Genomic DNA, 14,433 nt, shown 5'->3' on the forward strand with positions numbered 1-14,433 from the left:
AAGAGCAGGACAGGAAAGGGTCTACCCCAGGTAACGCTGGACGGTCGGCGCCAGCAACGCCACGATCTCGTCATCCGACGCGGCGACCACGGCGGGCAGCTCCAGCACCCGCTGCGCGATCACGAACCCCACCATCTGGGACGCCACCGCCGCCACCCGCAGGCGCGGGACGTCGAGCGCGTCCGCGATCCGGTTCAACAGCGCCGCCGACACGAACTCGCGGACCAGCGCCGCGCCACCCTCCCCCGCGACCGCCGTCCGCACCACCGCCAACAGGCGCGGCCCCAACTCCGGATCGCCCCACAGCCCCAGGAACGTCCGCACCAGACGCTCCCCCAACTCCTCCCGAGGCCCCTCCAACACCAGCGGCAGCACCTCGGACGGGTCGAACGGGAACTCCATCGCCGCGACGAACAGCGCCGCCTTACCGGTGAAGTAGTGGTGCACCAGCGCCGGATCCACCTCCGCCGCCCGCGCCACCGCGCGCAGCGACGTCGCGTCGAAGCCCTTCTCCGCGAACAGCTCGCGCGCCGCCGCGACGATCCGCGCCCGCGTCGCCGACGGCCCCGGCCTGCGCCCCGGCCCGCTCACCTGCCCGGCTGGCGGGAGACCTCGCCGGAGGCCGACACCTCCCACGTGCGGCTCGCCGCCAGATGCAGCCGCGCGAACGCCAGCGCCTCGGCGAGATCCTCGACCCGCTCCGACCGCGACGTCACCTTACGAGTGTTCACCTCAAGCACCACATGGCCCCGGTAGCCCTCCAGGGCCAGCCTCTCCAGCATCTCCCCGCACGGCTGGGCGCCCCGGCCCGGCACCAGGTGCTCGTCCTTGTTCGGGATGCCCACGCCGTCCGCCAGGTGCAGGTGCCGCAGCCGCTCGCCGAACGTGTCGGCCATCGCCAGCGGATCACTGCCCGACACCGCCGTGTGCGACATGTCCAGGGTCAGATGCGGGTAGTCGTAGGCGCTCGGATCCCAGTGCGGCGAGTACATGCCCAGCTCCGTGCCACGCGCCTTCGCCGGGAACATGTTCTCGACGGCGAAGATCACGTCCGTCTCGTCCTGCATGCGGGCCAGGCCCACCTCGAACTCGCGCGCGTACTCGCGCTGCCACCGGAACGGCGGGTGCACCACCACGACCTCGGCCCCGAGCTGCTCGGCGATCTCCTTGGACCGCAGCAGCTTCACCCAGGGGTCACGCCCCCACACCATCTGCGTGAACAGCAGACAGGGCGCGTGGATCGACTTGATCGGCATCTGGTGGTACTCCGACAGCCGCCGCAGCACGTTCAGATCCTGCGAGGCCGCGTCCAGCGTGACCATGACCTCAACGCCGTCGTAACCCAGCCAGGCCGCGGTCTCGAAGGCGCTCGGCACCTTCTCCGGGTAGACCGAGGCCGTCGAAAGCGTGATCGGGGCGTCCGGCACCCTGATCGACTTGGCTACGTCGTTACGGGACAAGGCCGCGCCTCCCTGGAAGCCTCCCTGGCCGTCTCTAGCACAGAAAGCCTATGCGCTTTCTCGGGTGGAAGCGCGCACCACCGGCGGGAAGCACGCGCCCCGCCTCACGGCGGTTACCCTCGGTGCGTGACGGAGATCGCCCCCGGGGCCGTCCCCAGCCCCAACATCTGGAACACGCCGCAGATCTACGAACTGGAGAACCGGGCGGTCGACCCCGACGGCGTCCTCGCCGCGGCCATGGCCGGGATCCGCCCGTGGGACGGCGCGACGGTCCTCGACCTCGGCTGCGGCACCGGCTTCCACCTGCCGTTCTTCGCCGCGAAGGCGGGCCGGGTGATCGGCGTCGAACCCCACGCGGGCCTCGCCGCCGCCGCCCGCCGCCGGACCGCCCTCCTGGGCAACGTCACGGTCTTGACGGGCGCCGCGCAGGCCGTCCCGCTGCCCGACGCCTCCGTCGACGTCGTGCACGCACGGTGGGCCTATTTCTTCGGGCCCGGCTGCGAACCGGGGCTGCGCGAGGTGCGGCGGGTGCTGCGACGCGGCGGCACCGCCTTCATCATCGACAACGACGCGACCCGCTCCACGTTCGGCCGCTGGTTCCGTGAGTGGCTGCCGAAGTACGACCCGGAGGCCGTCGAACGGTTCTGGACGCGGCAGGGATTCAGCCGCGAGCCGCTGACGATCCGGTGGTCGTTCGGCACCCGCGACGATCTGGCCGCTGTGCTCGGCATCGAGTTCCCCGCCGATCTCGCCGCCAGATTCCTCGCCGAGACACCCGGACTCGACGTGGACTACGCCGTCAACCTCTGGCATCGGGCGTACTGACCGCTTCCCATTGCTGGACAATATGTATAACAATGCCGGGAACAGGAGGTCACACCCATGAGCCGTCGTCGCACCCTGATGTGGGCAGCCACCGCCCTCGGAACCGCAACCGCCGCCGGGGGCGTCGCGGGCGCACTCGCCCAGCGGCACGCCGCCCGCCGGCTCGCGCTGCGCCCCGACCCGTACGCCGGCGAGGTCCTCGGCGCCCGGCGCGGCACCCCCGTCTCGGTCGTCGCCGACGACGGCACCCGGCTGCACGCCGAGATCGACAACCCCGACCGGGACGACCTCGCGATCGTCTTCAGCCACGGCTGGACCCTCACCCGCGACTCCTGGCACTTCCAGCGCGAGGCGTTCCAGGACCTCGGCCGGCTCGTCTTCTGGGACCAGCGCGGACACGGCCTCTCCGACTCCGCCGCCCACGACACCTACCGGCTCTGGCAGCTCCCACACGACCTGCGCGCCGTCATCGACGCCACCGTGCCACGGCACACACCCGTCGTCCTCGTCGGCCACTCCATGGGCGGCATGACCATCATGCGGTTCGCCGACGAGTACCCCCGGCTGATGGGCACCAAGATCAAGGGCGCCGGGCTCGTGTGCACGTCCAGCGGCGGCCTCGGCGAGGTCACCCTCGGCCTGCCCGCCGCGCTCGCCCGCGTCACACAGACCGTCCTGCCGCGCGCCACCCGCGCCGCCACCCCCCGCGCCCTCGCCTTCGAACGCTCCCGCCGCTTCAGCCGCACCGCCTCACTGCTCATCGAGGACTTCATCGCCTTCGGCCCGGACGCCAGCCCCACCGCCGTCCGCTTCGCCGAGGAACTCATGTCGCACACCCGGCTCGACGCCCTCACCGGCTTCCTCCACTCAATGATCGCCACCCCCGAGATCTCCCCCTGCTCCCCCCTCTCCACCATCGACACCCTCATCATCGCCGCCGAGAACGACCGCCTCACCCCCGTCGAACACAGCCTCACCCTCGCCACCAAATGCCCCAAAGCCCGCCTCGAAGTCATCCCCACCTCCGGCCACATGGCCATGCTGGAACGCCCCACGCATGTAAGCGAGCACCTTCAGACCCTGATCAAGGGAATCTAACCGGGTCGGTATTACTCCGGTCCTTGCTGTGTTTGTTTGGCGCTCCTCCGTCGCGCGGCGATTCGGGCTGGGATCCGCCGTCTTCCCTCAGATCTTGATCGCCCTGGGGGCGATCAAGATCCTCAGTCCAGACGGCGGGCCCGAATCGCGGTGGCTGATGTCAGCGCGGAGTGCCGTGGAAAGCCGCTGACCACCGGGTCGCGCTTACACCTCCCGGGCGCTGTGGAAAGCGGCCGGGTGGGGTGGGGGTCCGTGTTGGCTTCGGGGGGCGTTTGAGGGGCTGGGGATCAGACGTAGCGTTCCAGGATGCTGGATTCGGCTAGGCGGGAGAGGCCCTCGCGGACGGAGCGGGCTCGGGACTCGCCTACGCCGCCTACGGCCTGGAGGTCGTCGGTGGTGGCGGCCAGGAGCTTCTGGAGGCCGCCGAAGTGTTCGACGAGGCGCTCCACGACGCTGCCGGGCAGGCGGGGGACCTTCGCCAGCAGGCGGTAGCCCTTGGGGCTGACGGGCAGGTCCAAGGAGTCGGTGCCGGTGAAATCGAGGGTGCGGGCGACGTCGCCGAGATCGATGAGGTCGGCGGCGGTGAGCGCGTCCAGGGCGTTGAGCACCTGGGCGACGGGGCGCTCGCTCGGGCGGTAGTCGCGCACGATCAGCTCGCGCTCCTCCTCGACGCCGGACACCAGCTCGTCCAGTTGGAGCGACAGCAGCCGCCCGTCCGTGCCGAGCTCCACCACGTAGCCGTCGATCTCGTCGGCGATGCGGCGCACCATCTCCAGCCGCTGCACGACAGCGGTGACGTCACGCACGGTGACGAGATCCTCGATCTCCAGCGCCGACAGTGTGCCGGACACCTCGTCCAGCCGCAGCTTGTAGCGCTCCAGCGTGGCCAGCGCCTGGTTCGCCTTGGACAGGATCGCCGCGGAGTCCTCAAGGACATAGCGTCCGTCGAGGTACAGCGCGATGATCCGCATCGACTGGCTCACCGTGATCACCGGATGCCCGGTCTGTTTGGCGACGCGCTCGGCGGTGCGGTGCCGGGTGCCGGACTCCTCGGTCGGGATCACCGGGTCGGGCACCAGGTGGACCGCGGCCCGCACGATCCGGGTACACGAGGCGTCCACGACGATCGCGCCGTCCATCTTGGCGAGCTCGCGCAGCCGGGTCGCGGAGAACTCGACGTCGAGCTCAAAACCCCCGGTGCACAACTCCTGCACCGCCTTGTCGTAGCCCAGAACGATCAGGCCGCCGGTATGGCCGCGCAGGATGCGTTCCAGACCGTCGCGCAGCTGCGTCCCCGGGGCCACCGCGGCAAGCGTCGCGCGGCGTCTGTCGTCGACGGTCTTCTCTGGTGCTGGCACTGGACCCCCGCAGGTCGCCGGTCGTCAGAGGGGACGCGGCCGTACCGGAAGATCTCTTCCGTCATGCGCCCCTGGAGTGAGATTCGGGCGCGGTCAGTTTACCGAGAACCCCTTCTCCGTTGGGTCGGACGTGCGGCTCGTCCCGCTGGTTCCCCTTCCTCCTGACAGTGATGCTTTCGAAATGTCCATTTCGGTCGGACCGGACCGTGGGCCGGGCGCACACGGAAGGTCATGGCGCGGTGAACGCCACGCGGGTGGCTTCGGCGAGGGTGTCCACTTCGATCACCTTCATCCCTTCGAACTCAACAGCGCCCAGCTCGCGCAGCGGCCCGCGCTTGCCGAGTTCCAGGGCGCCGCGCGGCACGAGCGCGCTGCGGAACCCGAGCCGGGCCGCCTCGCTCAGCCGCCGCTGCGCGCCCGGGACCGCCCGCACCTCGCCTGCCAGGCCGACCTCCCCGACGGCGATGAGCGTCGGCGACAGCGGCTGCTCCGAACTCGACCCGGCGACGGCCAGCGCCACCGCGAGGTCCACCGACGTCTCGGCGAGCCGGACTCCGCCGACGGTCGACACGTACACGTCCTTCTCGTGCATCTTCATCCGCGCCCGCTGCTGCAGGACCGCCAGCACCATGGCCACCCGGGTGGAATCCAGCCCCGAGGTGGCCCTGCGTGGGGAGGGCAGGAAGCTCTGCCCGACCAGTGCCTGTACCTCGGCCACGAGTGGCCGCCTGCCCTCCAGCGTGACGGTGACGCAGGTGCCCGGCACCGGCTCCTCGCGCCGGGTGAGGAACAGCCCGCTCGGATCGGCCAGCCCGACGATCCCGACCTCCGACAGGTCGAAGCAGCCGAGCTCGTCCGTTGGGCCGTACCGGTTCTTCACCGCCCTGATCATCCGGAGCCTGCTGTGCCGATCGCCCTCGAAGTACAGGACGACGTCCACCAGGTGCTCCAGCAGGCGCGGCCCCGCGATCGACCCCTCCTTGGTGACGTGCCCGACCAGCACCGTGGTGATCGCCCGCTCCTTGGCGACCCGGATCAGGTTGGCCGTCACCTCGCGGATCTGGGTGACGCCGCCCGGCGCGCCGTCCGCCTCCGCCGAGCCGATGGTCTGGATCGAATCCACGATGAGCAGGCGCGGCCCGACCGCCTCCACATGGCCGAGCAGCGCGCCCAGATCCGTTTCCGCCGCCAGGTACAGCCGCTCGGTGATCGCGCCCACCCGATCGGCCCGCAACCGCACCTGCTCGACCGACTCCTCGCCCGTCACGTACAGGACCGGGCCCTGGCCCGCCGCCAGCGCCGCGACCTCCAGCAACAGCGTGGACTTGCCGATGCCCGGCTCGCCCGCCATCAGCACCACCGCGCCCGGCACCAGACCGCCGCCGAGCACCCTGTCCAGCTCGTCCATCCCCGTCGGCCGGGTGGCCGACGACCGCACGTCCACCTCGCCGATCGGCCGGGCGGGTGTGGTGACGGGGCCCGCCGACACCACCCGCGGCGGCGCCGCCGCGCCCGCCTCGCCGACCGTTCCCCACGCCTGGCACTCGCCGCACCGGCCGACCCACTTGGCCGTCCGCCACCCGCACTCGCCGCACCTGTACGCGGTCTTCACTGCCTTCGCCATGCCACGACCCTAAACAGAACCGCCGACATTTTCCGGAGCGCCTGTGGATAACTCCGCGAGGCCGTGCGGGACGGGGCTCAGGGCGGCGCGACCAGCGTGAACGTCTCCTTCGGCGTCTTGACGCCCGGCGCGAACCCGCGCACGGTGTACGTGCCCGGCACCGCCTTCGACTGCGGCGTCGAGCACGACCCGGACGAGCTGCGCCGCCGGTTCCACTCGAACGTCGTGGTGTACGGGATGCCCCGGCGCAGCATCTGGATGGACGACGCGCCCCCCGACGGGCAGTGCGCCGACGACCAGATCTTGTACGGCCCCGTGGTGATCCGCGCGACGAAGTGCTCGGCGCCCACGTCGAAGGTGCAGTCCAGTTTGCCGGTGTTCACCACGGTCACCTGGAACGAGGGCCGCTCGCCGGTCCGGAACACCGCCTTGGCCGGGATGACCGTCGCCACCACGCTGTTCTTCGCGCAGGCGTCGCCGGGCTGGCGGGGCGCCGCTACGGTCGCCGTGACGGTCGCGGTGAACGTCACCGTCGGGATCACGAACGCCTCGGTGCCGGTCGCGCTGGGCTCCGGGGTCGGGGTCGGGCTCGCCGATCCGGCGGCCACCGTCTTGCGGGCCGGGGCGTCCTCGCCCACGCAGCTCCACGTGATCCCGCCGACGACGAGCAGCACCGCGCCGAGCGCCAGCGCCCTGCGCCGCCAGTAAGCGTCGCCGTAACCCTCGTCGTCATAACCTGGCGTGCCGGAATCCATACCGACAGTATGCGTTTTGGATCTTCGGCAGCGCACGCGACACGCGCACCCCCTAAGCTGGCGGCGATGCCGATCCAACCCGTTCTCGACTGGTACGCCGTGCACGCCCGTGATCTGCCGTGGCGCACGCCGTCCGCTTCGCCCTGGTCCATCCTGGTGAGCGAGTTGATGCTCCAGCAGACGCCGGTGAACCGCGTCCTGCCCGTCTGGACCGCCTGGATGGAGCGCTGGCCCACGCCCGCCGCGCTGGCCGCGGCGCCGTCCGGCGAGGCCGTGCGCGCCTGGGGGCGGCTCGGCTACCCGCGCCGCGCGCTGCGGCTGCACGCCTGCGCCGTCGCGATCACCGAGCGGCACGCCGGAAGGGTGCCGGACGACCACGCGCGGCTCCTCGCCCTGCCCGGCGTCGGCGCCTACACGGCGGCGGCCGTCGCGAGCTTCGCCTACCGGCAGCGGCACGCCGTCCTGGACACCAACGTGCGGCGCGTCCTGGCCAGGCTGAAGGGCGGCCAGGAACACCCGCCGAAGACCCAGACGACGGCCGAGGTCCGCCTCGCCGAGTCCCTCCTGCCCGACGACCCGGAGACGGCCGCCACCTGGGCCGTCGCCGTGATGGAGCTGGGCGCGCTCGTCTGCACCGCCCGCTCCCCGCGCTGCGCGGACTGCCCCGTGATCGCCCAGTGCGCCTGGTACCGGGACGGCAGGCCCGCCTACGACGGCCCGCCCCGGCGCGGCCAGACCTACGCGGGCACCGACAGGCAGTGCAGGGGCCGTCTCCTGGCCGTCCTCCGGCAGTCCTCCCACCCCGTGGAGAAGCCCGCCCTGGACGTCGTGTGGTCCGACGCCGTCCAACGAGAGCGCGCCCTGGACGGCCTCATCGCCGACGGCCTTGTGGACCCCCTGGACGACGGCAGGTACGCCCTTCCCGGCACCTTCGCCGAACCCGCGACGGGAGTATGACCCGCGTCACAGAAAACCCTTGCCCCCGGTGACGGCGGGGACGTACCGTGCGGACAGTGCCATCCACCCCCTCGGAGGCCCCCATGGACGTCGCTGTCGCCGGCGGCAGACTCCCGCTGGGCGTGGACGCCAACGGCGATCTGACCCGCAAGGGCAGCGTCTGCGCGTTCCTGCTCGGCACCCTCGCCCTGTTCGCCGTGCTCCCCGCCGGGCTCGTCGGCATCCTGCTCAGCGACGCGGGCATGCGGCGGGTCGCCACCGACCGCGCGGCGGCCCGCCGCCTGGTCGGCTGGTCCTGGATCATCTTCGCCGTCACCGACGTGCTCGTGCTCGCGGGCGGCACCGCCTACCTCCTGCTCGCCTGACCACCCCCCAGCCGCCCCTGAGACGGCCGAAGGAACGCCGAAGGGCCCGCACCCGATTCGGGTGCGGGCCCTTCCGCTTGAAGGCCGTCAGTCCTTGTTGAGGTTCAGCGGGGACGCCTCCTCGATCACCGCGACGTCCGGGACGGACGAGGGCTTCGGCATGCCCTTGAAGGTGAACTTGGCGTTCTCGCCGGTGCCCTCGGTGTCGACCACGACGATCTGGCCGGCCTTGAGGTCGCCGTACAGGATCTTCTCCGACAGCGCGTCCTCGATCTCCCGCTGGATCGTGCGGCGCAGCGGCCGGGCGCCCAACACCGGGTCGTAGCCGCGCTCGGCCAGCAGGTCCTTGGCGGACTGCTTGAGCTCGACGCCCATGTCCCGGTCCCGCATCCGCTCGTCCAGGCGGGCGACGAACAGGTCCACGATCTGGATGATCTCCTTGGGCGTGAGCTGGTGGAAGACCACGATGTCGTCGACACGGTTCAGGAACTCGGGCCGGAAGTGCTGCTTGAGCTCCTCCCCGACCTTCGCCTTCATCCGCTCGTAGTCGCCCTTGGCGTCGTCCGCGCGGCCGAAGCCGATGGACAGGCCCTTGGAGATGTCCCGGGTGCCCAGGTTCGTCGTCATGATGATGACGGTGTTCTTGAAGTCCACGACCCGGCCCTGGGCGTCGGTCAGGCGACCGTCCTCCAGGATCTGGAGCAGCGAGTTGAAGATGTCCGGGTGCGCCTTCTCGATCTCGTCGAACAGGACGACCGAGAACGGCTTGCGCCGCACCTTCTCCGTGAGCTGGCCGCCCTCCTCGTACCCGACGTAGCCGGGCGGGGAGCCGAACAGCCGCGAGACGGTGTGCTTCTCCATGTACTCGGACATGTCCAGCGAGATCAGCGCGTCCTCGTCGCCGAACAGGAACTCCGCGACGGTCTTGGACAGCTCGGTCTTACCGACGCCGGACGGGCCGGCGAAGATGAACGAGCCGCCGGGACGCTTGGGGTCCTTCAGCCCCGCGCGGGTGCGCCGGATCGACTGGGACAGCGCCCTGATGGCGTCCTCCTGGCCGATGACGCGCCGGTGCAGCTCGTCCTCCATGCGCAGCAGCCGGGCGGACTCCTCCTCGGTGAGCTTGAAGACCGGGATCCCGGTGGCCGTCGCCAGCACCTCGGCGATAAGCTCCTCGGTGACCTCGGCGACGACGTCCATGTCGCCGGCCTTCCACTCCTTCTCCCGCTGCGCCTTGGCGGCCAGGAGCTGCTTCTCCTTGTCGCGCAGCGCGGCGGCCTTCTCGAAGTCCTGCGCGTCGATCGCGGACTCCTTCTCGCGACGGACGTCGGCGATCTTCTCGTCGTACTCGCGCAGGTCCGGCGGCGCGGTCATCCGGCGGATCCGCATCCGGGAGCCCGCCTCGTCGATCAGGTCGATCGCCTTGTCCGGCAGGAACCTGTCGGAGATGTAGCGGTCGGCCAGCTGCGCGGCCGCGACCAGCGCGCCGTCGGTGATCGACACGCGGTGGTGCGCCTCGTACCTGTCGCGCAGGCCCTTGAGGATCTCGATCGTGTGCGACAGGGACGGCTCGGCGACCTGGATGGGCTGGAAGCGCCGCTCCAGGGCGGCGTCCTTCTCCAGGTGCTTGCGGTACTCGTCCAGCGTGGTGGCGCCGATGGTCTGCAGCTCGCCGCGGGCCAGCATCGGCTTGAGGATGCTGGCGGCGTCGATCGCGCCCTCCGCGGCGCCCGCGCCGACGAGGGTGTGCAGCTCGTCGATGAAGAGGATGATGTCGCCGCGGGTGCGGATCTCCTTCAGCACCTTCTTCAGGCGCTCCTCGAAGTCACCCCGGTACCGCGAGCCGGCGACCAGCGCGCCCAGGTCCAGGGTGTAGAGCTGCTTGTCCTTCAGCGTCTCGGGGACCTCGCCCTTGACGATCTTCTGGGACAGGCCCTCCACGACGGCCGTCTTGCCGACGCCGGGCTCGCCCACCAGGACGGGGTTGTTCTTGGTGCGGCGGGACAGCACCTGCATGACCCGCTCGATCTCCTTGTCCCGGCCGATCACCGGGTCGAGCTTGCCCTCCCGGGCGGCCTGGGTCAGGTTGCGGCCGAACTGGTCGAGCACCAGGGACGTGGAGGGAGCGGACTCCGTCGAGGTGCCGGTCGCCGTCGCCTCCTTCCCCTGGTAGCCGTGCAGCAGCTGGATGACCTGCTGCCGCACCCGGTTCAAGTCGGCGCCAAGCTTCACCAGGACCTGGGCGGCGACGCCCTCGCCCTCACGGATCAGGCCGAGCAGGATGTGCTCGGTGCCGATGTAGTTGTGGCCCAGCTGAAGCGCCTCGCGCAGCGACAGCTCCAGCACCTTCTTGGCGCGCGGGGTGAAGGGGATGTGCCCCGACGGCGCCTGCTGACCCTGGCCGATGATCTCCTCGACCTGCTGGCGCACGGCTTCGAGACTGATCCCCAGGCTCTCGAGGGCCTTGGCGGCGACACCTTCACCCTCGTGGATCAAGCCAAGGAGGATGTGCTCGGTGCCGATGTAGTTGTGGTTGAGCATCCTGGCCTCTTCTTGGGCCAGGACGACCACCCGCCGTGCACGGTCGGTGAACCTTTCGAACATCTCGTCGCTCCCTCACACCGCCCCGCAGGAGGTCCTCAGGTGAAGACCTTCCCAGTGCTGGGGCTGTTCATCCTCATCCAACTACCGACTGAGCGTGCCGTGTTCCCGATACGCCACAGGCGAACGACCTATTGGGGCTCTTGCTCCACGAGTACCCCTGTCGACGCACCGATTCGCGCGTGCGACCGGACTTTCCGATACGCCACAAGCGAACGGCCCGCCCCCCGCTCGCGCGGAGGACGGGCCGTTCACTCGAAGCCGATCAGTGCGCGGCGTCGTACTGTTCCACCACCGAGGCGGGGATGCGTCCGCGCTCGTTGACCTTGATTCCCTGACCCTTGGCCCAGGCCCGGATGTCGGCGCTGCGCTCACGGTTGGAAGCGCCCCGCTTGGCCGGGGCCCCGGTCCGGCCGCGCTTGACGGAACCGGCGCGACGGGAGTGCTCCACGAACGCGGCGAGCGAGTCGCGCAGCTTCTTGGCGTTCTCGGCGCTCAGGTCGATCTCATAGGCCGCGCCATCGAGCGAGAACGACACCGTCTCGTCCGCCGCGCCGCCGTCGAGATCGTCGACCAGACGAACAATAGTTTCGCGTGCCATGGGGCTGGCCTTTCAGCAATCGGTAGTGCCGGGGCAGGCCAGTCGGCCACCGATAGGGCGAGTACCGATCGGACCGAGCCCGGCTTCAGTTCATTCGGTTGACAAAGATATACCCGGAGACTGCGGATTGACAATTCAGCGCCGGCCGGAGTTTTCGCGCGCACGATGTGACGGTCCGTAATCACCCAGGATTCCCGGGGCAGATTCATACCGCGGCCATCTCCCCCGGCAAGTCGATCATGGATTCCCATCCGAATCCAACGCAGAAGCCACCTTTAACCCATCACCCCCGTCCCGGACGGCGCACGGAGTAGATAAACCGGAGATAAGGGTGAGAATTGCTTGATCCGCCCGGACGCGGCGAAGGCCGTCCGGTTGATCCTCCGGACGGCCTTCCCTGTGATGAGCGTCTCGTCTATCCCGTGGACCTTATCGGTCCGCCCTATGGCCACTCCGCCCTGTCGTCGACCACGACAGTCCCGGCGTATCGGTCATGTATCGCCTGGAACAGCGGCCTGTCCCAGACGGACCAGACGTAGGCCATCAGGACTCCGGCCGCCGCGACGACCATCAGGAAGAGGAAGAAGGACCAGACCTTCACACCGAGCAGGAAGAAGAGAAAAATGCCCAGCACGTAGCCGAGATTGTTGATCGCCGCCCGGTACACCGCCGTCATGATCGGCAGCGGATCGCCCGCCGGATCGGCGAGCACCACCCGCAGGCCGATCCGGCGCTTGCCCAGCGTCTGGCCCCAGAAGGCCAGTTGGATCACCTCGTACAGGAACGGGATGACCGCGACGACGATGAACAGCGTCCACAGCGTCGGACCGGACCACACGCCGTCCTCTTCCCGGTTCACCCCGATGATGGCGAGAGCGATCGGAAGAATGAGAGCGAAACCGGCGGCCCACACCAGACCGGCGTCGATCAACCGGGCCATCGCGCGCGGCCGGAACGCCGCCAGCGGAAGGCTCTCGGCCGGATGCGGGCCCGCCGGACGCGGCGGTACGGGCGGCTGCTGAGGCGGCTGCTGATATGCGGGACGGGAAGGCCCGCCCTGCGCCGGACCGGGGGGCTGATATCCCTGACCCGGCCCATATCCCGGCTGCCCCTGATATCCGGGGCCTTGCGGGGGGCGGCCCTGCGGCTGCGGCGGGCCATATCCCCCACCGGGTCCGTAGGGATTGGGGGGTCCACTCATGATGACGTCATTCCTCCAAGCGAAGCAGCATCCGGGTGTTGCCCAGGGTGTTCGGCTTCACCCGGTCCAGGTCCAGGAACTCCGCGACACCGTCGTCATAGGAGCGCAGCAGCTCTTCATAGACGTCGTGCTGCACCGGCGTGCCCTGGATCTCGGTGAAGCCGTGGCGCGCGAAGAACTCCACTTCGAAGGTGAGGCAGAAAACCCGCCGGACCCCGAGTTCCCGCGCGGTGTCCAGCAGCCGCCCGACGATCTGGTGTCCGATGCCCAGGCCACGGCATTCGGGGGCGATTGCCACCGTCCGGACCTCCGCCAGGTCCTCCCACATCACGTGGAGCGCGCCACAGCCGATGACTCCGCCGTTTCCGGGGGCGTCGGCCACCCAGAACTCCTGCATGTCCTCATAGAGCTTGACCGTGCTCTTCTGCAGGAGGCGGCGGCCGTCGCCGCCATAGGTGTCGACCAGCCGCCGGATAGCACGGACATCGGGCGTGCGCGCCCGCCGGATCGTCAACTCCATAGTGGGCCCGAGACTATCCGCCTGGCAGCGCTTTCGCCGACCTGTACCGGGTTCCGGTTGGCATGGACCCGGGAGTTCGTTAGTCTCCTCGGCTGAGCCATAGGCGGCCCCTGAGAGGAAGACAGTGAACCTGGTAGGTAGCCGTCTGCTCGCCTTCGTCGGCGGCCTGCTCGCCTCTCTCCTCGTCCTGCCCGGCGCCGCGCACGCCGAGCCCGATCCGATGAAGAAGATCGAGGCGATCCACGAGCAGCTGGAGACGGTCAGCGAGGAGATCAACGGGCTGCGGGTGAAGCTGAAGCAGGCCGAGCGCGCCGCCAAGGTCGCCGCGCGCAACGCGGCCAAGCAGCAGAAGGCGCTGGAGGCCGTCGCCGAGCGCGTGGGCACGCTCGCCGCCACCAGCTACATGACGGGCGGCGCGGACCAGGCGATCTTCCTGGCCACCGCCGACGACCCGCAGGCGTTCCTCGACCAGTCCGCCACGCTCAGTTACTTCGCCACCCAGGACGGCACCCGCGTCATGACGCTGCTGTCGGCGATGCAGGCGGCCAACCGCGCCAAGAAGGCAGCCGACGACCGCGCCACCCAGGTCCGGAACCTGCGCAAGCAGCTGACGGACAAGCAGGACCAGCTGAAGAAGCAGTACACCGAGATCCGCGACAAGATCGTCCGCAAGGACCCGTCGAAGGTCGTCGACATCCCGCCGGTGCCGGGCGCGGGCAAGGCCGCCGAGGCGCTGCGGCACGCGCTGACGCAGCTCGGCAGGCCGTACGTGTGGGGGGCGGCCGGGCCGAGCTCCTACGACTGCTCCGGCCTGGTGCTGTGGGCCTACGCGAAGGTCGGCATCAACCTGCCGCACTACACCGGCGCGCAGTGGAACGCGGGCACCCACATCGCCCGCGAGGACCTCCAGCCGGGCGACCTCGTCTTCTTCTACAACGACCTGCACCACGTCGGCCTGTACATCGGCGACGGCCTGATGGTGCACGCCCCGCAGACCGGCGATGTGGTGAAGATCTCCCCGATCGGCAACCGGCCCTACGCGGGCGCGGTGCGCCTCGCCTGACCCGG

Annotated in this window: 14 protein-coding genes; 5 read left to right on the forward strand and 9 right to left on the reverse strand. The window is 70.0% G+C overall.

The genetic code is table 11. The features are described from left to right. Positions 1–21 precede the first annotated feature (21 nt). Positions 22–591: a TetR family transcriptional regulator gene (locus LO762_RS24145; RefSeq protein WP_308104445.1), complete on the reverse strand. Its 570-nt coding sequence runs from the start codon at positions 589–591 to the stop codon at positions 22–24. Next, positions 588–1,460 (reverse strand): sugar phosphate isomerase/epimerase, encoded by an 873-nt coding sequence (locus tag LO762_RS24155; protein ID WP_230618258.1) that lies wholly within the window; start codon positions 1,458–1,460, stop codon positions 588–590. The genes LO762_RS24145 and LO762_RS24155 overlap by 4 nt, the downstream gene beginning before the upstream one ends. A gap of 126 nt (positions 1,461–1,586) precedes the next feature. On the opposite strand from LO762_RS24155, the gene LO762_RS24160 reads away from it, so the two are divergent. Continuing rightward, positions 1,587–2,285 (forward strand): class I SAM-dependent methyltransferase, encoded by a 699-nt coding sequence (locus tag LO762_RS24160; protein ID WP_230618260.1) that lies wholly within the window; start codon positions 1,587–1,589, stop codon positions 2,283–2,285. A gap of 57 nt (positions 2,286–2,342) precedes the next feature. Beyond that, positions 2,343–3,383 carry an alpha/beta fold hydrolase gene (locus tag LO762_RS24165; RefSeq protein WP_230618262.1) on the forward strand — a complete coding sequence of 347 codons (1,041 nt, stop codon included), beginning with the start codon at positions 2,343–2,345 and terminating at the stop codon, positions 3,381–3,383. Between the two features lie 287 nt (positions 3,384–3,670). Here the strand turns inward: LO762_RS24165 and disA are convergent, their stop codons facing one another. The 3 genes from disA to LO762_RS24180 form a co-directional block, all read right to left on the reverse strand. Next, positions 3,671–4,741, reverse strand: coding sequence for a DNA integrity scanning diadenylate cyclase DisA (gene disA, locus LO762_RS24170; RefSeq protein ID WP_308104448.1), 1,071 nt, complete (start codon positions 4,739–4,741; stop codon positions 3,671–3,673). 229 nt (positions 4,742–4,970) lie between these two features. Beyond that, complete coding sequence (gene radA / locus LO762_RS24175) at positions 4,971–6,365, reverse strand: DNA repair protein RadA (RefSeq protein ID WP_230618266.1); 1,395 nt, start codon at positions 6,363–6,365, stop codon at positions 4,971–4,973. A 77-nt stretch (positions 6,366–6,442) separates the two neighbouring features. Then, the gene (locus LO762_RS24180; protein WP_230618268.1) at positions 6,443–7,120 is read right to left on the reverse strand and encodes a hypothetical protein; all 678 of its coding nucleotides are present in this window, start codon (positions 7,118–7,120) and stop codon (positions 6,443–6,445) included. Between the two features lie 66 nt (positions 7,121–7,186). On the opposite strand from LO762_RS24180, the gene LO762_RS24185 reads away from it, so the two are divergent. After that, a complete protein-coding gene (locus tag LO762_RS24185; RefSeq protein WP_230618270.1) occupies positions 7,187–8,077 on the forward strand; it encodes an A/G-specific adenine glycosylase in 891 nt (296 codons plus the stop codon). An 83-nt stretch (positions 8,078–8,160) separates the two neighbouring features. After that, positions 8,161–8,442 (forward strand): hypothetical protein, encoded by a 282-nt coding sequence (locus tag LO762_RS24190; RefSeq protein WP_230618271.1) that lies wholly within the window; start codon positions 8,161–8,163, stop codon positions 8,440–8,442. Between the two features lie 87 nt (positions 8,443–8,529). Here LO762_RS24190 and LO762_RS24195 read toward each other — a convergent pair whose 3' ends face one another. From LO762_RS24195 to LO762_RS24210, 4 genes are all read right to left on the reverse strand, one after another. Further along, positions 8,530–11,046, reverse strand: coding sequence for an ATP-dependent Clp protease ATP-binding subunit (locus LO762_RS24195; RefSeq protein ID WP_230618272.1), 2,517 nt, complete (start codon positions 11,044–11,046; stop codon positions 8,530–8,532). 262 nt (positions 11,047–11,308) lie between these two features. Beyond that, a complete protein-coding gene (locus tag LO762_RS24200; RefSeq protein WP_230618273.1) occupies positions 11,309–11,644 on the reverse strand; it encodes an Lsr2 family protein in 336 nt (111 codons plus the stop codon). A gap of 442 nt (positions 11,645–12,086) precedes the next feature. Continuing rightward, positions 12,087–12,845 carry an RDD family protein gene (locus tag LO762_RS32820; RefSeq protein ID WP_255687766.1) on the reverse strand — a complete coding sequence of 253 codons (759 nt, stop codon included), beginning with the start codon at positions 12,843–12,845 and terminating at the stop codon, positions 12,087–12,089. A gap of 7 nt (positions 12,846–12,852) precedes the next feature. Then, positions 12,853–13,365: an amino-acid N-acetyltransferase gene (locus tag LO762_RS24210; protein WP_230618276.1), complete on the reverse strand. Its 513-nt coding sequence runs from the start codon at positions 13,363–13,365 to the stop codon at positions 12,853–12,855. 124 nt (positions 13,366–13,489) lie between these two features. Here LO762_RS24210 and LO762_RS24215 point away from each other — a divergent pair, with 124 nt between their 5' ends. Continuing rightward, positions 13,490–14,428 carry a C40 family peptidase gene (locus tag LO762_RS24215; RefSeq protein WP_230618278.1) on the forward strand — a complete coding sequence of 313 codons (939 nt, stop codon included), beginning with the start codon at positions 13,490–13,492 and terminating at the stop codon, positions 14,426–14,428. Positions 14,429–14,433 lie beyond the last annotated feature (5 nt).

The organism is Actinocorallia sp. API 0066, from assembly GCF_020991275.1.
GTDB lineage: Bacteria > Actinomycetota > Actinomycetes > Streptosporangiales > Streptosporangiaceae > Actinocorallia.

Bases quoted from the DNA above. Each gene is read 5' to 3' on its own strand.
- LO762_RS24165 (WP_230618262.1), top strand. From the start codon at position 2,343: ATGAGCCGTCGTCGCACCCTGATGTGGGCAGCCACCGCCCTCGGAACC.
- radA (WP_230618266.1), bottom strand. From the start codon at position 6,365: ATGGCGAAGGCAGTGAAGACCGCGTACAGGTGCGGCGAGTGCGGGTGG.
- LO762_RS24180 (WP_230618268.1), bottom strand. From the start codon at position 7,120: ATGGATTCCGGCACGCCAGGTTATGACGACGAGGGTTACGGCGACGCT.
- LO762_RS24185 (WP_230618270.1), top strand. From the start codon at position 7,187: ATGCCGATCCAACCCGTTCTCGACTGGTACGCCGTGCACGCCCGTGAT.
- LO762_RS24190 (WP_230618271.1), top strand. From the start codon at position 8,161: ATGGACGTCGCTGTCGCCGGCGGCAGACTCCCGCTGGGCGTGGACGCC.
- LO762_RS24195 (WP_230618272.1), bottom strand. From the start codon at position 11,046: ATGTTCGAAAGGTTCACCGACCGTGCACGGCGGGTGGTCGTCCTGGCC.
- LO762_RS24200 (WP_230618273.1), bottom strand. From the start codon at position 11,644: ATGGCACGCGAAACTATTGTTCGTCTGGTCGACGATCTCGACGGCGGC.
- LO762_RS32820 (WP_255687766.1), bottom strand. From the start codon at position 12,845: ATGAGTGGACCCCCCAATCCCTACGGACCCGGTGGGGGATATGGCCCG.
- LO762_RS24210 (WP_230618276.1), bottom strand. From the start codon at position 13,365: ATGGAGTTGACGATCCGGCGGGCGCGCACGCCCGATGTCCGTGCTATC.